Annotated in this window: 26 protein-coding genes; 15 read left to right on the forward strand and 11 right to left on the reverse strand. The window is 65.6% G+C overall.

The annotated features are described in order from the left end of the window. Nucleotides 1–80 precede the first annotated feature (80 nt). The 7 genes from SMD10_RS03570 (at nucleotide 81) to deoA (ending at nucleotide 6,764) form a co-directional block, all read left to right on the forward strand. Entirely contained in the window at nucleotides 81–1,613 is a 1,533-nt protein-coding gene (locus SMD10_RS03570) for an ABC transporter ATP-binding protein (RefSeq protein WP_331684276.1), read from the forward strand. Next, nucleotides 1,610–2,062 (forward strand): VOC family protein, encoded by a 453-nt coding sequence (locus SMD10_RS03575; protein ID WP_331684277.1) that lies wholly within the window; start codon nucleotides 1,610–1,612, stop codon nucleotides 2,060–2,062. The genes SMD10_RS03570 and SMD10_RS03575 overlap by 4 nt, the downstream gene beginning before the upstream one ends. Then, nucleotides 2,059–3,195, forward strand: a complete 1,137-nt coding sequence (locus SMD10_RS03580; RefSeq protein ID WP_331684278.1) for an ABC transporter permease — start codon at nucleotides 2,059–2,061, stop codon at nucleotides 3,193–3,195. The genes SMD10_RS03575 and SMD10_RS03580 overlap by 4 nt, the downstream gene beginning before the upstream one ends. Next, nucleotides 3,195–4,163 carry an ABC transporter permease gene (locus SMD10_RS03585; RefSeq protein WP_331684279.1) on the forward strand — a complete coding sequence of 323 codons (969 nt, stop codon included), beginning with the start codon at nucleotides 3,195–3,197 and terminating at the stop codon, nucleotides 4,161–4,163. Before SMD10_RS03580 ends, SMD10_RS03585 begins: the two co-directional genes overlap by 1 nt. Nucleotides 4,164–4,227: 64 nt before the next feature. Next, the gene (locus tag SMD10_RS03590; protein WP_331684280.1) at nucleotides 4,228–4,623 is read left to right on the forward strand and encodes a cytidine deaminase; all 396 of its coding nucleotides are present in this window, start codon (nucleotides 4,228–4,230) and stop codon (nucleotides 4,621–4,623) included. After that, nucleotides 4,620–5,414, forward strand: coding sequence for a purine-nucleoside phosphorylase (locus SMD10_RS03595; protein ID WP_331684281.1), 795 nt, complete (start codon nucleotides 4,620–4,622; stop codon nucleotides 5,412–5,414). Before SMD10_RS03590 ends, SMD10_RS03595 begins: the two co-directional genes overlap by 4 nt. 33 nt (nucleotides 5,415–5,447) lie before the next feature. Beyond that, nucleotides 5,448–6,764: a thymidine phosphorylase gene (deoA, locus tag SMD10_RS03600; RefSeq protein WP_331684282.1), complete on the forward strand. Its 1,317-nt coding sequence runs from the start codon at nucleotides 5,448–5,450 to the stop codon at nucleotides 6,762–6,764. Nucleotides 6,765–6,919: 155 nt separating this feature from the next. Here deoA and SMD10_RS03605 read toward each other — a convergent pair whose 3' ends face one another. The 8 genes from SMD10_RS03605 to SMD10_RS03640 form a co-directional block, all read right to left on the reverse strand. Next, nucleotides 6,920–7,147: a hypothetical protein gene (locus SMD10_RS03605; RefSeq protein WP_331684283.1), complete on the reverse strand. Its 228-nt coding sequence runs from the start codon at nucleotides 7,145–7,147 to the stop codon at nucleotides 6,920–6,922. A 214-nt stretch (nucleotides 7,148–7,361) separates the two neighbouring features. After that, entirely contained in the window at nucleotides 7,362–7,904 is a 543-nt protein-coding gene (locus SMD10_RS03610) for a retropepsin-like aspartic protease family protein (protein WP_331684284.1), read from the reverse strand. 158 nt (nucleotides 7,905–8,062) lie between these two features. Further along, the gene (gene upp, locus SMD10_RS03615) at nucleotides 8,063–8,692 is read right to left on the reverse strand and encodes a uracil phosphoribosyltransferase (RefSeq protein WP_331684285.1); all 630 of its coding nucleotides are present in this window, start codon (nucleotides 8,690–8,692) and stop codon (nucleotides 8,063–8,065) included. Nucleotides 8,693–8,827: 135 nt separating this feature from the next. Beyond that, nucleotides 8,828–9,823, reverse strand: coding sequence for an adenosine deaminase (locus SMD10_RS03620; RefSeq protein WP_432757178.1), 996 nt, complete (start codon nucleotides 9,821–9,823; stop codon nucleotides 8,828–8,830). Between the two features lie 53 nt (nucleotides 9,824–9,876). Beyond that, complete coding sequence (locus SMD10_RS03625) at nucleotides 9,877–11,061, reverse strand: phosphopentomutase (protein WP_331684286.1); 1,185 nt, start codon at nucleotides 11,059–11,061, stop codon at nucleotides 9,877–9,879. Nucleotides 11,062–11,195: 134 nt separating this feature from the next. Next, nucleotides 11,196–11,798, reverse strand: a complete 603-nt coding sequence (locus tag SMD10_RS03630; RefSeq protein WP_331684287.1) for a TadE/TadG family type IV pilus assembly protein — start codon at nucleotides 11,796–11,798, stop codon at nucleotides 11,196–11,198. Between the two features lie 41 nt (nucleotides 11,799–11,839). Further along, the gene (locus SMD10_RS03635) at nucleotides 11,840–12,415 is read right to left on the reverse strand and encodes a TadE/TadG family type IV pilus assembly protein (RefSeq protein ID WP_331684288.1); all 576 of its coding nucleotides are present in this window, start codon (nucleotides 12,413–12,415) and stop codon (nucleotides 11,840–11,842) included. A 93-nt stretch (nucleotides 12,416–12,508) separates the two neighbouring features. Then, nucleotides 12,509–12,988, reverse strand: coding sequence for a pilus assembly protein N-terminal domain-containing protein (locus tag SMD10_RS03640; protein ID WP_331684289.1), 480 nt, complete (start codon nucleotides 12,986–12,988; stop codon nucleotides 12,509–12,511). A 205-nt stretch (nucleotides 12,989–13,193) separates the two neighbouring features. Between SMD10_RS03640 and SMD10_RS03645 the strand changes: the two genes are divergently transcribed. The 8 genes from SMD10_RS03645 (at nucleotide 13,194) to SMD10_RS03680 (ending at nucleotide 21,814) form a co-directional block, all read left to right on the forward strand. Then, complete coding sequence (locus SMD10_RS03645) at nucleotides 13,194–13,706, forward strand: A24 family peptidase (protein WP_331684290.1); 513 nt, start codon at nucleotides 13,194–13,196, stop codon at nucleotides 13,704–13,706. Between the two features lie 110 nt (nucleotides 13,707–13,816). After that, a complete protein-coding gene (cpaB, locus tag SMD10_RS03650; protein WP_331684291.1) occupies nucleotides 13,817–14,641 on the forward strand; it encodes a Flp pilus assembly protein CpaB in 825 nt (274 codons plus the stop codon). 14 nt (nucleotides 14,642–14,655) lie between these two features. Next, nucleotides 14,656–16,218, forward strand: a complete 1,563-nt coding sequence (locus SMD10_RS03655; protein ID WP_331684292.1) for a type II and III secretion system protein family protein — start codon at nucleotides 14,656–14,658, stop codon at nucleotides 16,216–16,218. 89 nt (nucleotides 16,219–16,307) lie between these two features. Then, nucleotides 16,308–16,967, forward strand: a complete 660-nt coding sequence (locus SMD10_RS03660; RefSeq protein ID WP_432757179.1) for a CpaD family pilus assembly protein — start codon at nucleotides 16,308–16,310, stop codon at nucleotides 16,965–16,967. A gap of 12 nt (nucleotides 16,968–16,979) precedes the next feature. Beyond that, complete coding sequence (locus SMD10_RS03665; protein WP_331684294.1) at nucleotides 16,980–18,290, forward strand: CpaE/TadZ family protein; 1,311 nt, start codon at nucleotides 16,980–16,982, stop codon at nucleotides 18,288–18,290. 6 nt (nucleotides 18,291–18,296) lie between these two features. Then, nucleotides 18,297–19,784, forward strand: a complete 1,488-nt coding sequence (locus SMD10_RS03670; RefSeq protein WP_432757180.1) for a TadA family conjugal transfer-associated ATPase — start codon at nucleotides 18,297–18,299, stop codon at nucleotides 19,782–19,784. Further along, nucleotides 19,781–20,794: a type II secretion system F family protein gene (locus tag SMD10_RS03675; protein WP_331684295.1), complete on the forward strand. Its 1,014-nt coding sequence runs from the start codon at nucleotides 19,781–19,783 to the stop codon at nucleotides 20,792–20,794. The genes SMD10_RS03670 and SMD10_RS03675 overlap by 4 nt, the downstream gene beginning before the upstream one ends. Before the next feature lie 30 nt (nucleotides 20,795–20,824). Further along, nucleotides 20,825–21,814, forward strand: a complete 990-nt coding sequence (locus SMD10_RS03680; RefSeq protein WP_331684296.1) for a type II secretion system F family protein — start codon at nucleotides 20,825–20,827, stop codon at nucleotides 21,812–21,814. 39 nt (nucleotides 21,815–21,853) lie between these two features. Here the strand turns inward: SMD10_RS03680 and SMD10_RS03685 are convergent, their stop codons facing one another. Genes SMD10_RS03685 through SMD10_RS03695 form a run of 3 tightly spaced genes read right to left on the reverse strand, consistent with a single transcriptional unit; the run spans nucleotide 21,854 to nucleotide 23,189 of the window. Continuing rightward, nucleotides 21,854–22,459, reverse strand: a complete 606-nt coding sequence (locus SMD10_RS03685) for an ATP-dependent Clp protease proteolytic subunit (RefSeq protein ID WP_331684297.1) — start codon at nucleotides 22,457–22,459, stop codon at nucleotides 21,854–21,856. A gap of 41 nt (nucleotides 22,460–22,500) precedes the next feature. Next, nucleotides 22,501–22,860: an SRPBCC family protein gene (locus tag SMD10_RS03690; RefSeq protein ID WP_331684298.1), complete on the reverse strand. Its 360-nt coding sequence runs from the start codon at nucleotides 22,858–22,860 to the stop codon at nucleotides 22,501–22,503. Next, complete coding sequence (locus SMD10_RS03695) at nucleotides 22,857–23,189, reverse strand: ArsR/SmtB family transcription factor (RefSeq protein ID WP_331684299.1); 333 nt, start codon at nucleotides 23,187–23,189, stop codon at nucleotides 22,857–22,859. Before SMD10_RS03695 ends, SMD10_RS03690 begins: the two co-directional genes overlap by 4 nt.

Consider the following 23,189-nt stretch of genomic DNA (forward strand, 5'->3'; position numbering starts at 1 on the left):
TGGAGCGAAGCCTGTCGTCTCTAGGAATCGCGGCCACAACCACTAAACTTCTTTCGACTTCATTACGTCCAGGGCGTGCCATGGCCAACCCGGCGATCGAGCTGATCAACATCGACAAGAGCTTCGGCGCGGTCCGAGCCAACAAGAATATCAACTTGACGGTGGAGAAGGGCACGATCCACGGCATCGTCGGCGAAAACGGCGCCGGCAAGTCCACCTTGATGTCGATCATCTACGGCTTCTATCAGGCGGATCGGGGCGAGATCCGGGTCGATGGCAAGACCGTCCAGATCAGCGATTCCAACGTGGCCATCGCGGCCGGTATCGGTATGGTGCATCAGCACTTCATGCTGGTCGACAACTTCACCGTGGTCGAGAACGTGATGCTCGGGGCCGAGCAGTCGCCGTTGCTCGGCCCCGGCATTCAGCGCGTGCGCTCCGAGCTGAAGCGTCTGGAGCGCGAACACAGCCTGGAGGTCGATCCGGATGCCGTGGTGGAGGACCTGCCGGTCGGCCTTCAACAGCGCGTGGAAATTCTGAAGGCGCTCTATCGCGGAGCCGACATTCTGATCCTCGACGAACCCACCGGCGTGCTGACGCCGGCGGAGGCCGATCATCTGTTCGGCGTGCTGAAGCAGCTGCGCGCCGAGGGCAAGACGATCATCCTGATCACCCACAAGCTGCGCGAGATCATGGCGATCACCGACGCGGTGTCGGTGATGCGGCGCGGTGAGATCGTCTCCACCCTGAAGACGGCCGAGACCAATGTCGGCGAACTGGCCGAGCTGATGGTCGGCCGCCGCGTGCTCCTGCACGTCGACAAGGCGCCGGCCAGCCCCGGTGCGGTGAAGCTCAAGGTCGACAACCTCTCTGTGCGCGACAGCCGCGGCGTCAAGATGGTGGATGACGTGTCGTTTTCGGTGCGCGCCGGTGAGATCGTCGGTATCGCGGGCGTCGCCGGCAACGGCCAGTCCGAGCTGTTGCAGGCGCTTTCCGGGATCCGCGCGGCCGAAAGCGGTCGCGTGACGCTGCTCGACCGCACCCTCGACCCGACCCGGGAGGCGGACCCGGCGGCGCTGCGCGCCATGGGGCTCGGCCATGTGCCGGAAGATCGCCATCACATGGGCTTGGTCCTGCCGTTCGAGGAAAACGAAAACGCCATCCTCGGCTATCATCGCGATCCGGCACTGGCCAAGGGAGGGCTGCTCGATCGGGCGGCGGTGCGAACGCATGCCCGCGAGACGATCGAGGCCTACGACATCCGTCCGCCCGACTGCCGGCTGAAGACCTCGAACTTCTCGGGCGGCAATCAGCAGAAAATCGTGCTGGCGCGCGAGATGGAGCGGGATCCCGAAGTGCTCTTGATCGGCCAGCCGACGCGCGGTGTCGACGTGGGCGCGATCGAGTTCATCCACCGCCGCATCATCGAGATGCGGGACGCCGGCAAGGCGATCCTGCTCGTCTCGGTGGAGCTCGATGAGATCCGCTCGCTGTCGGACCGCATCCTGGTGATGTTCGCCGGCCGTGTCGTCGGCGAGCGCTCGCCGGAAGCCGGCGAAAACGAGCTGGGCCTTCTGATGGCCGGCATCGACGGACGGGAGGCGGCCGAATGAAGGACGCGCGGGTCTGTCTCGTCACGCTGGGGATCGCCGATATCGCGCGATCGGCGGCGTTCTATGCGGCGCTGGGGTGGCAGCGGACGGGCGCGGGCAACGAGTCCGTCGCCTTCCTGCAGGGCGAAGGGCTGGTGCTGGGCCTGTTCGGCCGTGACGATCTGGCCGAGGACGCCCATGTGGCCTTTCCGGCCGACAGCCCGCCGGCGCCGATCACGCTTGCCATCAACATGCCGAGCGAGGCCGAGGTCGACCGGCTCTACGCTGCCGCGCTCGCCGCCGGCGCGACCGCCACGAAGCCACCGGAAAAGGTGTTTTGGGGCGGCTATTCGGGCTATTTCAGCGATCCCGACGGGCACCTTTGGGAACTCGCCCACAACCCCTTCTTCGCTCTCGACGAAAACGGTCATCTCGACCTCGTCGGCAACCAGGACGAACCGAGCGCATGAGCCGTCCTTATACCAAATTGCCCCCCTGGATCGATTTTGGGCTGATCCCGGTCCTCAACGTCGTCGTCGCCTTCATCGTCGCCGGGCTCGTGGTGCTCATCGTCGGCGAAAGTCCGATCGAGGCGGCCAAGCTGATGATCTACGGCGCGCTCGGCTACGGCGGCGGCGTCGGCTTCACGCTCTACTACACGACCAACTTCATCCTGACGGGGCTCTCGGTCGCGGTCGCCTTTCATGGCGGGCTGTTCAATATCGGCAGCGAAGGCCAAGCCTATGTGGGCGGGCTCGGAGCGGCGCTGATCGCGCTCAATTTCGACACGACCTTTCCGTGGTGGATCAATTTCCCGCTGGCGATCGTGGCGACCTTCGTTTTCGGCGCTGCCTGGGCCTTCATTCCCGGCTGGCTGCAGGCCAAGCGCGGCAGCCACGTCGTCATCACCACCATCATGTTCAACTTCATCGGCGCGGCGCTGATGGTCTATCTGCTGGTCGGCCCGCTGAAGCCGCTGGGCGCCATGGCGCCGGAGACGCGGACTTTCGCCGCCGGCGGCGAACTGCCCAAGCTCGACTTTCTGTTCGAGATGTTCGGCTCGCGTCTCGGCGGTGCGCCGCTCAACGTGTCCCTGTTCCTGGCGCTCGCCGCCGCCTTCTTCGTCTGGGTTCTGATCTGGCACACGCGGCTCGGCTACGAGATCCGCACGCTGGGCTTTTCGCCCTCGGCGGCGCGCTATGCCGGCATGTCGCAGGTGCGCCTCGTGGTGGTGACCATGCTGATCTCGGGCGGGCTCGCCGGCCTGATGGCATTGAACCCGGTGATGGGCGACCAGGCGCGCCTGCAGGTCGACTTTCCGGCCGGTGCCGGGTTCGTCGGCATCGCCGTGGCGTTGATGGGGCGCGGCCATCCGGCGGGCATCATTCCGGCGGCGTTCCTGTTCGGCATGCTCTATCAGGGCGGCGCCGAGCTCGCCTTCGACATGCCCGCCATCTCGCGTGACATGATCGTCATCATCCAGGGCCTGGTGATCCTGTTCGCCGGCGCCATGGAGAACATGCTTCGGCCGGGCGTCGGGGCAGCGTTCCAATGGGTGCGCTTCCGCCCGTCCAAGGACGTGCAGGCCGAGGAGGCGAGGTGATGGACGGCGGCACTCTCCTCGCCATCGTCGATTCGACGCTGAGGCTGTCGACCCCGCTGATCTTCGCGGCGCTGGCCGGGCTCTGCTCCGAGCGCTCCGGCATCTTCGACATCAGCCTGGAAGGCAAGATGCTGATCGGCGCCTTCTTCTCCGCGGTGGCGGCGGCCTATACGGGGTCCGCCTGGCTCGGACTTCTCGCCGGCGTCGTGAGCTCGGTTCTCTTCGCGCTGATCCACGGTCTCGCCTCGATCACCTATCGCGGCAACCAGATCGTGTCGGGAACCGCGCTCAACTTCATCGCCGCCGGCATTACGGTGGTGCTCGGCCAGGCCTGGTACGGGCAGGGCGGGCGCACGCCGTTTCTCACCGGCAACGCCCGGTTCGGAAATGTCGAGCTGCCCGGCGCCGATGCGCTGTCCGGCGTGCCAGTCCTCGGACCGATCTACGCCGATGTGATCTCCGGACAGAACCTGCTGGTCTACGTCGCCTTCCTGGCGATCCCGCTGGTCTGGTGGATGCTGTTTCGCACCCGTTTCGGACTGCGGCTGCGTGCGGTCGGCGAAAACCCGGCCGCCGTCGACACGGCAGGCGTCTCCGTCACCTGGCTGCGCTACCGGGCCGTCATCATCTGTGGCGTGCTCACCGGCTTTTCCGGCACCTATCTGTCGGTCGCCCAGGCCTCTGCCTTCAACCGCGACATGTCGGCGGGACAGGGGTTCATCGCCCTGGCGGCGCTGATCTTCGCCAATTGGCGGCCGGTGCGGGTGATGTTCGCCTGCCTGTTGTTCGGCGTGCTCGATGCCCTGGCGATCCGGCTCCAGGGCGTGAGCCTGCCGGTGGTGGGTGTCGTCTCGGTGCAGTTCATCCAGGCGCTGCCCTATATCCTGACGGTGATCCTGCTCGCCGGCTTCGTCGGCCGGCCGACGCCGCCCAAGGCGGGCGGTGTGCCCTACGTCAAGGAGCGGTGAGCCGCCAAAAGTCGCCAGACTTTTGGTCAAGGATCGCGACCGCAGCAACCGGGAGCCTATCGCCATGGCAGAAGATCTTTTCGCCCGCGCCAAGTCGGCGATGCGGCGGGCGCACGCGGCCTATTCCAAGTTTCCGGTGGGGGCGGCGCTCAGAACCCGCGACGGCCGCATCTATGCGGGATGCAACGTCGAGGTGGTGAGCTTCCCCGAAGGCTGGTGCGCGGAGACCTGCGCCATCTCGCACCTCGTCATGGACGGGGGAGGGGAGATCGCGGAGATTGCCGTGGTGGCGGAGCGGATGCGCGCCTGCCCGCCCTGCGGCGGCTGCCGCCAGCGCATCGCCGAATTCGGCACGCCCGAGACGCGGGTGCATCTGTGCGACGCGGAGGAGGGGGTGGTCGAGACGCTGCTGCTCGAAGACCTTTTCCCGCGCGGCTTCAAGACGGAGAATCTGGGATGAGCGCCATTGCCGACACACTGCGCCAGCGCCTCGATGATCGCGCGCCGAAGATCGCGATGATCCTCGGCTCGGGGCTGGGATCGCTGGTCGACGGTCTCGAAGACACGGTCCGTGTCCCCTATGGCGACATCGAGGGTATGCCGCAGAGCGGCGTCTCGGGTCATGCCGGCGAATTCGTGTCCGGTACGCTGTCGGGGGTGCCGGTTCTCGTGCTCTCCGGACGCGTCCACTATTACGAGGAGGGCAATGCGGCGGTGATGCGCCCGGCGATCGAGGCGCTCGCCGAACTCGGCATCGAGACGCTGGTGCTCACCAATTCGGCCGGCTCGGTCAATCCGCAGATCGCGCCCGGCTCGGTGATGCTGATTTCCGACCATATCGCCTTTTCGGGCCAGAATCCGCTGATCGGCGAGCCCTCCGACCGCCGCTTCGTCGGCATGACCATGGCCTATGACGTGGACCTGCGCATCGCCATGAAGAAGGCGGCGGGCTCGATCGGCGAGACGCTCGCCGAGGGCGTCTACATGTGGTTCTCGGGCCCGTCCTTCGAGACGCCGGCGGAGATCCGCATGGCGCGCACCTTCGGCGCCGATGCCGTCGGCATGTCGACGGTGCCGGAGACGATCCTGGCGCGGTTCTGCGGGCTGCGCGTGGTCGGCGCCTCGGTCGTTACTAATTTCGGCGCCGGCATGACCGGCGGCGAGCTGTCGCACGAGGAGACGAAGACCATGGCGCCGCTCGGCGGCGAGCGGCTGGCGCGCATCCTCAAGGCGGCGATCCCGACTTTCTGAGATAGTACGAACGCCCAACAAAGGGGACGGAGCATGGCGGGCCTGCCGCAGGAAACGATCCGCAAGAAGCGCGACGGCAAGGCGCTCGATCGCCGCGAGATCAAGGATTTCATCGCCGGCTTCGAGGGCGAGCGCGTGACCGAGGGGCAGGTGGCGGCGTTCGCCATGGCGGTGTTCTTCAACGGCATGGAGGCTGCCGAGACGGTGGCGCTCACCGAGGCGATGCGCGATTCCGGCGACGTCCTCGACTGGTCCGACCTCGACCGTCCGGTGGTCGACAAGCATTCGACCGGCGGCGTCGGCGACAACGTCTCCTTGATGCTCGCGCCGATCGTCGCGGCCTGCGGCGCGGCGGTGCCGATGATTTCGGGCCGGGGCCTGGGGCACACCGGCGGCACGCTCGACAAGATGGAGTCGATCCCCGGCTATTCCGTCACGCCCGACAACGCCACCTTCCGCAAGACGGTGGCCGAGATCGGCTGCGCGGTGATCGGCCAGACCGGGCGCCTGGCGCCGGCCGACAAGCGCTTCTACGGCATCCGCGACGTGACGGCGACGGTGGAGTCGATCCCGCTGATCACCGCCTCGATCCTGTCGAAGAAGCTCGCGGCCGGCCTCCAGGGCCTGGTGCTCGACGTCAAGACCGGCTCCGGCGCCTTCATGGCGACGGACGAGGACGCGCGGGCGCTGGCGAAAAGCCTCGTCGCGGTGGCGAACGGCGCGGGGTTGAAGACCACGGCGCTGTTGACCGGCATGGACGAGGCGCTGGCGAGTGCTGCCGGCAATGCGGTGGAAGTGCGAAACGCCGTCGACTTCCTGACCGGCAAGCACCAGGACCCGCGTCTGCTCGACGTGACGCTCGCGCTGTCCGGCGAGATGCTGGTTCTGGCCGGCCTTGCCGCCGATCCCACGGCTGGGCGCGAGGCGGCAGCCGCCGCGCTATCGGGCGGGCGGGCGACGGAGGTGTTTTCCCGCATGGTGACGGCGCTGGGCGGGCCGGCGGATTTCGTCGAGCGCATGGACGACCACCTGCCCAAGGCGCCGGTGATGCGGCCGATCAAGGCGCCACGAACCGGCACGATCGTCGGCGTCGACACGCGCGGCCTGGGCCTCGCCGTGGTGGCGCTCGGCGGCGGACGCACGCGGCCGCAGGACCCGGTGGACCACGCCGTCGGCCTGACCGATCTCGTCGGCCTCGGCACGACGCTCGTCGCTGGCGATCCGCTCGGCTTCGTCCACGCCCGCAGCGAGACGGCAGCCGAAGCGGCGGCGGCACAGGTGATCGCGGCCTATCGGCTGGGCGAGAAGGCGGCTGCGGCGGGGCCGGCGGTGATCGACCGGTACGGGTGAGCACTCTTGGTGTTGGCAAGGGCGATGCACGACCAACCCGGCCGCGACATGGGAGGGTGAAATAGGATTCATAATTCTGTTTCAGAAGTGACGTTCTATAGTAACTGCACCCTGCATAAGAAAACTGCCGAGATGGATGTCTCGGCAGTAATTGTTCAGCCACACACAACTCTGCAATCTACCTTAGGTGGAAAGCCCCCCACGGAACACTTTAACTCACACCCGGGCAATAGACCCATAACTTGGACATCTGGTTTTTCTTTTAGAGTGATTGACTCAATTTCGTAGCCGCTTAATCCGGATTCTTCGATTAAAGATTGCAATCGTTTACTTAACGTCGCTGCAAAACGATCGATTTCTTCTTGAGATACGCTATCAACCATAGTTGCCTCCCTTTGGGTGCATCATGCACCGACGCAACTTTACCTAGTTTCTGAAGCGGCATCAATTATAAATGTGAGTGGTCGAAGTTGGGCATTCTGAAGCACTTTCATGGTATTCCGTTTCACCCCACCTCGGCCAAGGGTGGGGTGAGTGTTGGCCGCCATCACCACGCCGCGATTTTCCTTGGCTGCTTCAATGCCGGCGCTACCCCAATCACTCCACCAGATCGAGCGTGTCGCCCTCGACGGAGTAGCGGTCGAGCTTTCCGAGGAAGCTCATGCCGAGGAGGGTTTCCGACAGGCCGCCGCCGCGCAGCACGGCAGCCTCGACGTTGCGCGCCTGAACCTGTCCGATCTCGACCCGGTCGATGAGGGCGCGCGCCACCTTGCGCTCGCCATTGGCGGTCTGCACCGTATAACGAAACTCGTCGGGGCGAACGAAGATGCCGATGCGCCGCGCGGTGTCCTCATCGATCGCGATGGCCGTGGCGCCGGTGTCGACGAGCACGTCGACGGGTCGCCCGTTGAGCCGCGCTTGCGCGCGGAAATGGCCGCTCGCATCCGCCCGGATGCGCTCGACGCGGCCGCCGCGCGGCGCGGGCCTGGCAGAAGCCTCGACGATGGGGGGAGGCGGAGCGAGCTGCTCGACGCTCTGGTTTTCCGGTTGGAGCAGGGAGTGCCTGTAGCGCTCGAACAGGGACGGCGTCGCCAGTGCGAACAGCGAGGCGCCGACCAGAACGACCATCAGCTTGCCCATCGCGTCCGTCCTTGTCACGGGAGGCCGGTACGAGCCGGCCGTTCGGGCGAAAGTCTAGAAGGCGAAGCTTAATATCGTGCCAAGGCAATGACGCGCATTCGAGAATAGAATGCTCTCGCCATGCACCGTTCATGTTCTGAATCGGCGGGCAACGGAGGTTACTTGGTGCCGTACATGCGGTCGCCGGCGTCGCCCAGGCCGGGGACGATGTAGCCCTTTTCGTTGAGATGGCTGTCGATGGCCGCGGTGTACATGGGCACGTCGGGATGGTGCTCGGCGAAGTTCTTGATGCCTTCCGGCGCCGCCAGCAGGCAGAGGAAGCGGATGTTCTGGGCCCCGCGGGCCTTCAATTGCTGAACGGCGGCGATCGCCGAGTTGCCGGTCGCCAGCATCGGGTCGACCACGATGACGAGGCGGGCGTCCATGTCCTCGGGGGCCTTGAAATAGTATTCGACCGGCTGCAGGGTCTCGTGGTCGCGGTAGACGCCGATATGGGCAACGCGGGCGGCCGGCACGAGGTCGAGCATGCCTTCGAGCAGGCCGTTGCCGGCCCTCAGGATCGAGGCGAAGACCAGCTTCTTGCCTTCCAGGACCGGCGCGTCCATGCGGGTGAGCGGCGTTTCGATCGGTCGCGTGGTCAGCTCCAGCCCGCGCGTCACCTCGTAGCAGAGCAGCGTGGAGATCTCGCGCAGCAGACGGCGGAAGCTCGCCGTCGACGTCTCCTTGTCGCGCATGATGGTCAGCTTGTGCTGGACGAGCGGATGGTCGATGACGGTGATGCCGTCCATGATGCGCGAGCCTCCTTCAGGTCATGCCGGGCGAGCCGTCGCGGCGCCGTTCGGCCCGGTCATGCAGTTCGTGGGTTGGGAGCGTCGGAAGGAGCGCAGCTCATCGCCCGTCGCCCGAAATCATTGGCGCGCACTCTAGGGTGCGGCGGCCGGCGCGCCAAGGGAAATGGCATCGAGAATCAGACGATCCTTGAGCCGTCCACGGGTTTCCTCGTCGACAAAGGCCGCCTCGATCGCGGTCCGCGTGAGGTCCATCAGCTCCGGCGCCGTCAGCCCGGCGGCGCGCGCCAGCTCGTATTCGCCGGCGAGCGTCGTGGAAAAGAACGGCGGGTCATCGGCGTTGACCGTGACGGCGACCCCGGCCTGGCGAATGGCCCGCAAGGGATGGGCTGCAAGGCTTTCGTAGATGCCCAGCGCCAGATTGGAGCCGGGGCAGACTTCGAGCACGATGCCCTCGTCGGCCAGACGGCGGACGAGGTCGGGATCCTCGATGGCGCGCACGCCATGGCCGATGCGGCTCGGTCGGAAGGCGTCGAGAGCGTCGCGCACGCTGTCGGCGCCGGCAAGCTCGCCGGCATGGGCGGTGAGCCCCAGGCCGGCATTGCGCGCGATGTCGAAGGCGCGGGCGAAATCCGCCGGGCGCCCCACGCGCTCCTCGCCGGCCAGCCCGAAGCCGGTGATCAGGGGATGGGCGAGCGTCGCCGTCCATTCGGCCGCCGCCTCGACCGCCTCGGCTCCGAGATGGCGCACGCCGATGACGATCATCCGCGCGACGATGCCGGTCGCCGCCTCCGCCTGCCGGATGCCGTCCGCCAGCCCCTCGACATAGGCGAGCGGATCGAGGCCGGCCGAACGGGCATGGTCGGGCGAGATGAAGAACTCGGCGTAGAGCGTTTCGTCGGCGGCGAGCCGGGTCAGGTGGTCGGAGGCGAGCAGCGCGTAGTCCTCCGCGCTGCGGAAGACGCTGGAGGCCAGATCGTAGGCGGCCAGAAAGCTGGTGAAGTCGTACCAGACGTAAGTGTCGCCGTTGATGATGCCCGAAACGTCGACGCCGTAGCGCGCCGCCTGGGCGACGACGAGGTCAGGCGGTGCCGCGCCCTCGATATGGCAGTGCAGTTCGGCCTTGGGCATGGGGCGCCGAATGCCGGCGCCGGATGCGGCGAGAACGGAGCGCCCGAGCCCGATCACAGGAAGCTTTTTCCGTGCGGGCCAGGAGCGAGGCCGAGATGCGCTGCCACCGATTCACCGATGTCGGCGAAGGTCTGGCGCCGGCCGATCGACCGGCTTTCGATGCCGGGTCCGAAGGCCAGCACCGGCACGGCCTCGCGGGTGTGGTCGGTGCCTCTCCAGGTGGGATCGCAGCCGTGGTCGGCGGTGATGATTGCAAGATCGCCCGGCTTGAGGCGCGCCGTCAGCTCCGGCAGGCGACGGTCGAAGGCCTCGAGCGCTTCGGCATAGCCGGCGACGTCGCGGCGATGCCCGTAGACCATGTCGAAATCGACGAAGTTGGCGAAGACCAGGTCGCCGTCGGCGGCATCGTCGACGGCCGTCATCATGGCATCGAACAGCGCCATGTTGCCGGCGCCCTTGCGCACCTCGCTGACACCTTGATGGGCGAAGATGTCACCGATCTTGCCGATGGCGATCATCCGGCGCCCGGCCTGGACCGTTCGGTCCAGAATGGTCGGCTCGGGTGGCGGCACCGAATAGTCGCGACGGTTGGCCGTGCGCTGGAAACTGGCCTTGTCATTGCCTACGAAGGGACGGGCGATCACTCGGCCGATGTTCAAAGGGTCGACGTGGACACGGCCCGCCTCGCACAGCGCATAGAGCCGCTCGAGCCCGAAATGCTGTTCATGGGCGGCGATCTGCAACACGGAGTCGGCAGAGGTGTAGAAGATCGGTTTGCCGGTCGCGATGCTCTCCTCGCCGAGTTCCTCGATGATCTGGGTGCCGGAGGCATGTTTCTGGCCGAGGACGCCGGCGATGCCTGTATCGTCGACGATCTCCTGGATCAGCTCCGGCGGAAAGCAGGGAACGGTTTGCGGAAAATAACCCCAGTCGAACGCGACCGGCACGCCGGCGATCTCCCAGTGGCCGGAGGGCGTGTCCTTGCCGTTGGAGACCTCCTCGGCCGAACCCCACAGGCCTTCGGGGTCGGGGCCGGCCTGATCGTAGCCTGCGGCGTGGAACAATCCGAGGCGGCGCATGTTCGGCACGTCGAGGTCGCGTGACGGGCCGTGGCGGCCGGCCAGCAGCGCCTGGCGGATGTGGCCGAGCGTATCCGCCCCCTCGTCGCCGAAACGCGCGGCGTCAGGGGCATCGCCGATGCCGAATGAATCGAGCACCATCAGAAAAGCGCGGCCCATCCGGTCTCCTTGCTATGTCTTACGCACTCTCGCTCACCCAACCATGTGGCTGCGTTGGAGCGAAAACGACATTAGCAAGCTTTTGGTTCTGCGGAGTGGGTGAAAGCGGAAACCCACCGTAAATGTCGGGCGGTCTAGCTGGCGTCGGTGCAGCTCTGCGGCGGCGCGCAATCTGTGCAGCTGACACTGGTGCCGATTCTCGGGTGGAGATAGGAGGTTTCGCCCATGTCGAAGGGCGTCTGAAGGCCATAGCCGCCGAGCGGCGTATAGCCGTAACGGGTCTCGGCGACCATCAGATAGCTGTCCGTGGATGTCGCGAACTGTGAGGGAAGCGTGATGGTGTCGCCCTGATGGTCCTTCGTCATGCCGCGCGAGCAGGACCAGACGGCGGATGCCTTGCCGGTTGCGTCGATATAGACCGAGGTGACCTTGATGCGGAGCTCATCGGTGTCATAGGGCTGCATCACGGCGCTCGAGATATTGAAAATGCCTTCGACCTGATCCGGCGTCAGCGATGTGGTCTGGGCAATCAGGTCGTTGACGGTGTTCGCGGTGTGCTGGACCTTTCGGTTGATCGTCACGGCGACGGCGGCCTCGGAGCCACCCATGTAGAGGATCAAAAGGAGCGGGGCGACCAGGGCGAACTCCACCGCCCCCACGGCCGCGATGTCGGCGGCAAACCGCCGGTCCACCAGGGCGACGCGCAGGCGCTCGACGAGCGCGCGCCGCGCTGCCATCGCCCTTTCGGCACTGCTCCCGATTAAGCCAAGCACGTCCGTCAATCTCCGTAGGGCTCGGTCTTGAAGGCCGCCATGCTTGCGATCAGAAACGATCCGTCCGACATGTTCGACAGGTATTTATGCATCACGTCGGTATAGAGCGGCCATTTGTAATAGGCCCGCAGGGCCATGATGGTTTCGGAGGAACCGGGGGCATAGCCCAGGCCGCTCGAATCGAGATCGCCCTCGGTCACCGGCGCCGTCGCGGGAATATCGGCATAGTCGGCGTAGCTCCTGAGATCGATGACGAGGTTGTCGCAATCCATCAGGAAGTCGATATCGTCGCAGATCCGATCCTGGAAATCCTCGGCGGACATGTCGTCCTGTATCTCGCCGGTGCGGACCTGCCGGCCGACGCGGTCGACGGCGTGATCGAGGGTCAGTTCCGCCAGAAAGACGATGGAGGTTTCCAGCAGCGCAAAGACGATCGCGAAGAACGGCGCCGCCAGCAACGCGAACTCCACCGCCGTCGTGCCTTGCCGATCCCGGGCAAAGCGCGTCCTAATCCCGCGTGTCACCCAGGCGAGTGCCGCGCGAAACAGGCGCGTGCGTGCGCTCGCCGCCCCGCTGCCCATCAGCCGCCCTTTCACGTCGTAACTTCAGCCGACAGGCTAGCTGAAGATGCGTTACCAAGAGGTAACGCAAGGGCAATCGAATTTTCGGGCGACTTATTGTGCGGAACCCAGAGCCATTTGCTGGCGCGTCTGGAACTGGCCGGACGCTTTCGTGAAGGCCGTCTCGTCGTCGCCGATCGTCACGGTCGGCTCGCATTCCGGCGCGCAGGCGTAAGTGATGCGCGAGGCCTGCCGATAGACGCGGACGGTCTTGTCCTCGAAACTGCGCACCACCACGGACTCGTCCATGATCGGCGTTCCGCCGTCGTCGAGGATGATGAGATTGGTGATGCCGTAGGACCGGCCGGTCAGAACCAGCGTCTCGGAATCGTGGACCGTGACGTCGACGATCGCCGGGTTGCCGATGATGACGGTGGCCGCGGGACGCTCGATCTTGAGCACGCGTGCATGATCGACGGTGACCTGAAGCATGTCGTCGGACGCGGCGGCCGCCGCTCCAATGCCAGCCGTGATCGCCAGAACGAGAGCGGCGAAGACGGTCAGGGCAGGGCGGGAGTGGCGGGTTGCGGTCATGACTCTACGGAACTCCACTCGGGTGGCTTACCATTAGCTATCATCCTCTTGGTGAATGAAGCTTTAAGAGCGGCTTTCGATCGGCCGGCCGAGAGATCCCGCGATCGTCGCCGTCTTAACAACCGCACAAGGGTTCGGGCTTAATCTGCCGCGTCGCCGGACACGACCGCAATCGGTCGCGCCCTCCAGAAGACGAGACGACCGGATGACGATGGCCGTAGTGCTGATTCTCCTGTTCCCGCTGGCGATGATCGCCTCGGCGGGTACGGATATTCTGTCGATGACGATTCCCAACTGGTTGACCGGGCTGTTGGCTGTCGTCTTCTTTGCAGCGGCGCTCGCACAAGGCATGGCGCCGATGGCCGTCGGCCTGCATGCGGCCACGGGGCTGATCTGCCTGGCGATCACCTTCGCTTGCTTCATCCTTGGCTGGATGGGCGGCGGCGATGCCAAGCTCATCGCGGCGACCGCGCTCTGGCTCGGACCGACGCAGGCGCTGGCCGATTACGTCGTCGCGGCCGCGCTGTTCGGCGGTCTGCTGGCGCTCGGCCTTCTGGGGGCTCGCGCCCTGGTCTCGCCGACGACCGGGGTCGCCTTCCTCGACCGGTTGCTGATTCGGGGGGGCGGTGTTCCCTATGGCGTCGCCCTCGGAGCAGCGGGTCTGATGGTCTTTCCGGACAGCCATTGGGGACCGACGGCATTCGGTTTCTTCGCTTAATATCAGGCGCCGTAGCGCCTTCGTAGTGGTTCGTTAACCATACATTGACTGTTTCCGCGCGATAACGACTCAGGCCCGCCCGCTTGTTGGGCGTCTCGCAGGAGTCCGACATGAAGCTTGCGCGGATAGCAGTGATGGGGATCGCGCTCCTGGCGGCAGGAGGCGCGGCCTTGGTCGCGCTCAACATGTCGGCCCCCGAGCCGAGTGAGCCCGTGATCATCACCGCCGAACCGGCGGAGCCGCCGATCAAGCTGACGGAAGTCCTCGTCACCGAGAAGGACATTCCGATGGGCACCGGCGTCGAGGGATCGCTGGGCTGGCAGAAATGGCCGGAAGACGGGGTCGGGCCGGACTTCATTTTGCGCAGTCAGCGGCCTGATGCGATCAACGAGATGAAAGGATCGGTGGCCCGCCAGTCGTTCTTCGCTGGCGAGCCGATCCTGGAAGGCAAGCTGATCAAGACCGACCGGGGCTTCATGTCGGCGATCCTCCCTACTGGCAAGCGCGCCGTCGCGGTGCAGATCTCGGCCGAGACCTCGGCCGGCGGCTTCATCCTGCCGAACGACCATGTCGACGTGATCATGACGCGCCGCAAGGACGGCAGCAGCAACACCGGCGGCAATCAATACGACACCGAAACGATCATCCAGAACCTGCGAGTGCTGGCCATCGACCAGACGATCGAAGAGCAGAACGGCACCAAGGTGGTGGTCGGATCGACCGCGACGCTGGAGGTGACGCCAGAGCAGGCGGAGGCGTTGACCGTCGCCCAGCAGGTGGCGGAGCGCCTCGTGCTTTCGCTGCGCTCGCTGGCCGATTCGATCCCGGGGACGCCGGGATATGCCGCCTTCTTGCTCGCCCAGGATGCGAACCAGCCGAACCGTATCCGTATCGTCCGCTACGGGCAGTCGACCGACATAACGACCAAGAAGTGACGAGCGAACGCACCATGAACAGGGTCTACGCCAAACGTCTTTCCATCACCGCCCTCCGCCGACTGGTGCTGGCCGGCCTGGGTCTCGCCACGATCCTGACGCCCGTCCTGGAGGCAGGACCGGCAGCGGCGGAAACGTCGATCGTCACCGTGCGCCAGCCGCATCAGACGATTGCGCTCGGCCTCGACAAGTCGAAGGTCATCGACCTGCCGCGCGACGCCCACGACATCCTGGTCGCCAATCCACAGGTCGCCGATGCCGTCACCCGCACGGCGCGCCGGATCTACATCTTCGGCAAGCAGGTCGGCCAGACCAACGTCTTCGTCTTCGACAGCGCCGGTCAGGAGATCGCCGTCCTCGATCTGCGCATCGAGCGCGACATCGCCGGTCTCGAGGCGACCATCCGCAAGTATATCCCCGGCGCCGACGTCCAGGCCGAAATGCTGAACGACAACGTCGTGCTCACGGGCACGGTGGAGACGCCGCAGCAGGCCGCCAAGGCGGTCCAGCTTGCCCAGATCTACGTCACCGGCGGCGAGGCGACCACCAGCCAGTACATCAAGGCGGCCGGCGGCGACAGCGGAGACGTGTCGCAGGCCAGTGAAACCCGGCAGACCAGCCAGATCGTCAATCTGCTGAAGATCGAGGGCGAGGACCAGGTCACGCTCAAGGTGACCGTGGCCGAGGTGCAGCGCTCCGTCGTCAAGCAACTCGGCTTCAACAGCACGGTGTCGAGCGTCATCGACGGCATCGCCTTCGGCACGGTTAGCGACAATCCGTTCGGCTTGGGCAAGGCCATCTCCAACAGCGGCGCGGCGCTGGCCGGAACCGTCGGCTCGGTCGATATATCCGGCGAGATCAGCGCCATGGAGCAAGCCGGCGTGATGCGCACGCTGGCCGAGCCGAGCCTGACGGCGGTTTCCGGCGAGACGGCGCAGTTCAAGGTGGGCGGCGAGTTCACCGTGCCCAGCGGGCGCAGCTTCACGGCACCCACCTATGACGACGATGGCAATGTGGAGACCGAAGGCTATGCCACGATCGACACCAAGGAGATCGAATACGGCATCGGCCTCGACTTCACGCCGGTCGTTCTGGCGCCCGGGCGCATCAGCCTGAAGATCCGCACCTCGGTGTCGGAGCCGACGTTCGAGACCCCCTTCAACGTCAACGGCGACGAGTACGGCCCGGGCGTCGGATTGATCGGCCTGCGCAAGCGTCTGGCCGATACCACGGTGGAACTGCCCTCGGGCGGCTCGCTGGTGATCGCCGGTCTGGTACGCGACGAGATGCGGCAGGTGATCTCCGGCTATCCCGGTCTGTCCAAGGTGCCGGTGCTCGGCACCCTGTTCCGCAGCCGCGACTTCCAGCGTTACGAGACCGAACTCGTGGTCATCGTGACGCCCTATCTGGTGCGGCCTGTCGCCCGCCAGCAGCTTGCCCGGCCGGATGACGGCCTCGCCTTCTCGAGTGATGGTTCGGCGAACTTCCTGGGCAAGATCAACCGCATCTACGGTGCCATGCAAACCGACCTTCCTCCCGGCCGGTATCACGGCATCGTCGGCTACATCTACAAATGATCGGCTTGAGGAGAGGACCTGTGTCGACGCACCCTTTCGGCCTCCGTGCCGCCCCCCGAGCCCGCACCCGCCCGCTCGCCGCCGCTTCCCTGACGCTGCTGCTCGGTGCGGTGGCGCTCGGCGGTTGCGCCAACATGCACCATGTCGAAGTGGGCGCCATTCCCGACGACTATCGCACGCGCCATCCGATCGTCGTGGCCGAGGCCGAGCAGGCGATGGATATCCCGGTGGTCTCGACCGAGGGACGGTTGACCGAAGCCGACCATGAGCGCGTTCGCGCATTCGCCGAACGGTTCAACCGGTCGGGCTCCACCACCATCCGGATCCTGCAGCCGAGCGGCTCGAACAACGTGTTCGCGGCCGACATGGTGACCAAAGATATCGTCGGCACGTTGAAGGCCTCGGGCGTCGGCGCGGGCCGTATCCTGGTGCAGCCCTATCCGGCCGCCGATCTCGGCGGAGCGGCTCCGATCCATCTCGCCTACGTGGCTCTTTCCGCCCAGACCGCCCCGTGCGGCCGCTGGCCGGAGGACCTGTCGGAGACCTCGGAGAACAAGAACTACTTCAATTTCGGCTGCGCCAGCCAGCAGAACCTCGCAGCGCAAATCGCAGATCCGCGCGATCTGCTCGGGCCGCGCGGCATGAGCGAGATCGATGCGGGACGGCGAACCGCGGTGCTCGACAACTACCGCAACGGCGAGCTTACCAGTTCCGATGCGCCGAGCACCGAAATCGACTACGACTTCTAGGCGGAGAAACCGATGATCGAGGACAATGTCCCCGCGCCGACGAGCGCATCCGATCTCCGCCACGAGGGCGCATCGGACGATCTGGAGCTGGTGCGTCCGATTCCACGCATCTCGATCCAGGCGTTTTGCGAAACCGAGGCGGTGGCGGCCCCTCTGGAGGAAGCGGCGGGCGACCGGCGCATGGTGAAGGCGCATGTGCGCGTCCACATGGGGGGCATCAGGGCGGCGGCCGACCATTACGCCGGCGCGCCGACGCCCAATCTCGTCATCCTGGAATCGCGCTATGCTCCCGATCAGCTGCTGCACGAGCTCGAAGCGCTGGCGGATGTCTGCGATCCGGGCTCCAAGGTCGTCATCGTCGGCCATACCAACGACGTGGCGCTCTATCGCGAACTGATCCGCCGCGGCATCTCGGAGTATCTCGTCGCGCCGATCACGCTCGGCGACGTGCTGAACGTCATCTCGGCGCTGTTCGTGGCGCCGGACGCCGCGCCGCTGGGTCGCACGCTTGCCTTCGTCGGCGCCAAGGGCGGCGTCGGCTCTTCCACCATCGCCCACAATGTGGCCTGGTCGATCTCGCGGCTGTTCTCGACCGACGTCGTGCTGGCCGATCTCGACTTGCCGTTCGGGACCGCCAACATCAACTTCGACCAGGATCCGGCGCAGGGAATCGCGGAGGCCGTCTACTCGGCCGATCGGATGGACGACGTCTTCCTCGATCGGCTGCTGGCCAAATGCGCCGATCATCTGTCGCTGCTGGCAGCCCCGTCGATCCTGGATCGCACCTACGATTTCCCGGCCGACGCCTTCAACTCGTTGATCGAAACCGCGCAACGCGGCGCGCCGATCGTCGTGCTCGACGTCCCGCATGCGTGGACGGAATGGACGAAGACGGTGCTCTCGCTGGCCGACGAGATCGTGATCACCGCGACGCCGGATCTGCCGAATCTGCGCAACGCCAAGAATCTGGTCGAGATGCTGAAGCGGGCGCGCCCCAACGACCGTCTGCCGCGCCTGATCCTCAATCAGTTGGAGATGCCCAAGCGGCCGGAGATTTCGCCTGACGAGTTCGCCGAACCGCTGGAGGTCGAGCCGATCGCACGGATCAGCTTCGATCCGAGCGTTTTCGGGACGGCAGCGAACAACGGTCGGATGATCGCCGAGACCGATCCCAAGCATCCTTCCGTCGATGCGTTCCACAAGATCGCTCACGCCCTGACCGGGCGCGGGCAGCCGAAGCGCGCCAAGAAGCGCTCGCCTCTGGATCTGTTCGCCAGCTTCCGGCGCCGGCAGTCGACCCTCGATTCGGCCAGGAGCGGATAAATGGGGATGTTCGGCAAACGCGGGGGCGACGGCCCTCAGATGGGCGGCACGGCAACCATGGAGCCCGCGAAAAGCGTGCGGCCCTCTCTTCCGCCGGAGCCCGTCTACGCCCCGCCTAAGCCGCAGGCCGCGAAGGCCGCGGTTCAGCCGGAGCCCATTCCCGTCTCGTCGCGTCCGCCCGAAAAGGAGCGCGAGCGCTCCGAATCCTATTATGACACCAAGGCCCAGGTGTTCGCCGCGCTGATCGATACCATCGATCTGTCGCAACTGGCCCGGCTCGACGGCGAAAGCGCGCGCGAGGAGATCCGCGACATCGTCAACGACATCATCGCGATCAAGAACTTCGCGATGGCGATCTCCGAGCAGGAGCAACTGCTCGCCGACATCTGCAACGACGTGCTCGGCTATGGGCCGCTGGAGCCGCTGCTCGCCCGCGACGACATCGCCGACATCATGGTCAACGGCGCGCAGCAGACCTTTATCGAAGTGAACGGCAAGGTCGAGGAATCGAACATTCGTTTCCGTGACAACCAGCAGCTTCTCAACATCTGTCAGCGCATCGTCAGCCAGGTGGGCCGGCGCGTCGACGAATCCTCGCCGATCTGCGACGCGCGATTGCCGGACGGGTCCCGCGTCAACGTCATCGCGCCGCCGCTGTCGCTCGACGGGCCCAGCCTGACCATCCGAAAGTTCAAGAAGGACAAGCTCACCCTCGACCAGTTGGTGAAGTACGGCTCGATCTCTCCGGAGGGGGCCACGATCCTCGAGATCATCGGGCGGGTGCGCTGCAACATCGTGATCTCCGGCGGCACCGGTTCGGGCAAGACGACGCTGTTGAATTGCCTCACGCGCTACATCGACACCGACGAGCGCATCATCACCTGCGAGGACTCCGCCGAACTGCAGCTGCAGCAGCCTCACGTCGTGCGCCTGGAGACCCGGCCGCCCAACATCGAGGGCGAGGGTGAGATCACCATGCGCCAGCTCGTGAAGAACTGTCTGCGCATGCGGCCCGAGCGGATCATCGTCGGCGAGGTGCGCGGACCGGAAGTGTTCGATCTCCTCCAGGCGATGAACACCGGCCATGACGGATCGATGGGCACGATCCATTCCAACAGCCCGCGCGAGTGTCTGAGCCGCATGGAGTCGATGATCGCCATGGGCGGGTTTTCGCTGCCGCCACGCACCGTGCGCGAGATCATCGTCGGCTCGGTGGACGTGATCATCCAGGCGGCGCGCCTGCGCGACGGCTCGCGCCGCATCACGCACATCACCGAAGTGCTGGGCATGGAAGGCGACGTGATCACCACGCAGGACCTCTTCGTCTACGACATCCTGGGCGAGGACACGGCCGGCAAGATCATCGGCCAGCACCGCTCGACCGGCATCGGCCGCCCCGGCTTCTGGGACCGCGCACGTTACTATGGCGAGGAGAAGCGTCTCGCCGCAGCCCTCGACGCGTCCGAAGCGAACGAACCGGATACACGGCTGTGAACGGCTCTCCGCTCAGCGTCTTCCTCTTCGTCCTGCTTGCGGCGATCGCCGCGGGCGGCTTGGCCTATGCTTTCCTCCAGCCTTTGATCGCCTCGGAACGCAAGACCGAGAGCCGGCTGAAGCAGCTGAAGCGTGCCGAAACCGACACGGACTCCAAGCGGGTCGCGCGGGAGCGCCTGCAGGAGGCGGCGAAGCGGCGGCGGACGATCCAGAGCTCGCTCAAGGAGATCGAGGCCAAGCAGAAGGAACGGGACAAGCATACGACCCGATTGTCGACCCGGCGCCTTCTGGACCAGGCCGGCCTGAAGATGTCGGTGCGCGGCTTCGTGCTGACGAGCATCGCCGTCGGCGTGGCCTTCTGTCTCGTCGCCTTCGTGCTTTCAGGATCGCTGCTGGTGGCGCTCGGCATGGCGATCACCGGCGGGGTCGGACTGCCGCGCTGGAGCCTGGGCTATCTGCGCAAGCGGCGCCAGAAGCAGTTTCTCAACGAATTCGCCAACTCGGTCGATCTCATGGTGCGCGGCATCCGCGCCGGCCTGCCGCTGAGCGACTGCCTGCGGATCGTCGCCAGCGACGCGCCGGAGCCGGTGCGGTCCGAATTCCGCAAGATCGTCGAGACGCAGCAGATGGGCATGTCGACGCCGGAGGCGGTCGAGCGGCTCTACCATGACATGCCGCTGGCCGAGACGAACTTCTTCGCCATCGTCCTGTCGATTCAGGCGCAGGCCGGCGGCAATCTGTCTGAGGCTCTCAGCAATCTTTCCCGCGTCCTGCGCGACCGCAAGAAGATGAAGGGCAAGATCCAGGCGATGTCGATGGAGGCGAAGGCATCCGGCGGCATCATCGGCTCCCTGCCGGTGATCGTAGGCTTGCTCGTCTACATGACGACGCCCGACTACATCCTGGTGCTGTTCGACACCAACGTCGGCAAATTGATCATGGGCGTCTCCGTCGTGTGGATGTTCGCCGGCGTGATGGTCATGCGCAAGATGATCAATTTCGATTTCTAGGACGACACGGGCGGGCCGAGCGAGATTCGCATGAGCGGTTTTCTGGAATGGATGGGACTGTCGGAAACGCTGCTGCTCAGCGTTTTCGTGGCTGTGGCCGTGTTCACGACCATCCTCACAGTGGCGCTGCCGATCCTTTCGGGCAACGAATTCAAGTCGCGCATGAAGGCGGTGGCCCTCGAGCGCGACCAGGTGCGGGCGCGCGAGAGAGCCCGATTGCAGATCGAGCGGGAACGGAGCCGCGCCGGACTGCGGCAGCATGACGACAACGGCATCGCGGCCGCCGTCGTCCAGAGGCTCAATCTGCGCAATGCGCTTGCCGACGATCAGACGGTCCAGCGGCTCAAAGTGGCGGGACTGCGCGGACAGCGGCCGTTGACGATCTTCCTGTTTGCGCGCGTCTCGCTGGCCCTGGGAATGCTGGTCCTGGCCGTCATCTACCTGTTCGGTCTTCATCTCCTGGCGGGTCAGCCGACAGGGATACGGCTGCTCATCTGCCTCGGCGCGGCCTATCTCGGCTTCTATCTCCCCAATCTCTACATCTCGAACCGAGCCCAGAAACGGCGCCAGTCGATCTCGCGGGCCTGGCCGGACGCCCTCGACCTTCTGCTGATCTGCGTGGAATCCGGCGTATCGATCGAAGCGGCATTTCGGCGTGTTGCCGACGAGATCGTCATCCAGTCGGTCCCGCTTGCCGAGGAACTGGCGCTTTTGTGCGCCGAGCTGTCGTTCCTGTCGGATCGTCGGCAGGCCTATGAGAATCTGGCGAGCCGCACCGACCTGGAAGGCGTGCGGGCTGTCTGTACGTCGCTGATCCAGGCGGAAAAGTACGGCACGCCGCTCGGCAACGCGATCCGCGTACTGGCGCAGGAGAACCGCGACCTCCGGCTGAATGCCGCGGAAAAGAAGGCGGCGGCGCTGCCGCCGAAACTCACCGTGCCGATGATCGTCTTCTTTCTGCCGGTGCTGTTCGCCGTGATCATCGGCCCGGCCCTGATCCAGGTTCTCGGCTACAATTAGCCGAGGCCCGAGGATGCGTCGGCCATCGGCCCCACCCGGTCAGGCGGCAACGGCGCGCTTGCCGAGAATCCGATCGATCAGGCCCCAATCGAGAGCCTGTTCCGGCGTCATGAAATGATCGCGATCGAGCGTGCGTTCGACCTCGGCTTCCGATCGGCCGCAATGCTCGGCATAGAGGCGAATGATGCGACGCTTGGTCTGCAGCATGTCCTCGGCATGGATGGCGATATCGGAGGCCTGACCTTGGTAGCCGCCGAGCGGCTGGTGAACGTGCAGGCTGGCGTTGGGCAGGGCCGCCCGCTCGCCCGGCTCGCCCGCCATCAGCAGGAACGAGCCCATGGAGCGGGCCGTGCCCATGCACAGCGTGTGCACCGGCGACTTGATGAAGCGCATCGTGTCGTACATGGCGAAGCCGCTGGTGACCACGCCGCCATAGGAGTTGATGTAGAGGTGGATGGGCCGGCCCGGGTTCTCGGCTTCGAGAAACAGCAATTGGGCGCAGACGAGTGACGACATCTGATCGTTCACCTCGCCGTTGGCGAAGATGATGCGCTCCCGCAGGAGGCGCGAATAGATGTCGAACGACCGCTCCCCGCGGCTCGATTGTTCTACGACCATGGGGACGAGTTGCATCGTGTCGCGCATGCGCGAGATCCTTTCTTCTTTTCGCAATCAGGACGAGGGCGTCAGGCGGCGCGCATGAGAGGCGGCCGATTGACGTTGGCGGCATCCGTCTGGCGCATCTGGCGCGCGTCGAGGGCTTGCTGCACGATGGTGAAGCGCGTGCCGCCGGCCGGGTGCGGTCGGATCTGGAACGTCACCGTGCTCTCGATGAACGGCGGCTCGGCATCGCGCATCCGGTAGGACACCTCCTCGCCGTCGGCCGACACGACCGGCTGCTGATCGACCAGGACCCGCGACGGCAGCCATCTCTCGCGAAGCTCGGGCACCGTGAGCGCGCGCCGGACTTTCTCCGGCGTCGCATCGAGCTCGTATTCGAGAACGAGGCTCCCGCCGTCTTGTGTGGTCTCGTGGTGGTCCGTCATTGATCCATCTCTTTCAGCAGGGAGACCAGGTCTTCGACGCGGGCCGGCCACCAGTTGCGATATTTCGCAAGCCACCGGCCGATGCACATCAGTCCCTGAGGGTCGACCTCGTAGTTCACGAAGCGGCCCTGCCGTTCCTCACGCACCAGACCGGCCGAACGCAAAACCGCCAGATGCTGCGACATTGCCGGCTGGCTGATGGCGATACCGTCGCGCAGCTCGCTGGCATTCATGCTGCGCGCGGCCAGCTTTTCGAAGATCGACCGCCGTGTCGGGTCGGCCAGGGCTCTGAAGATGTCGTTTTCCATCGCGCTAACACATAAGCACAC

This window comes from Consotaella aegiceratis (genome assembly GCF_036541425.1).
In the GTDB taxonomy this organism is placed as follows: Bacteria; Pseudomonadota; Alphaproteobacteria; order Rhizobiales; family Rhizobiaceae; genus Consotaella; species Consotaella aegiceratis.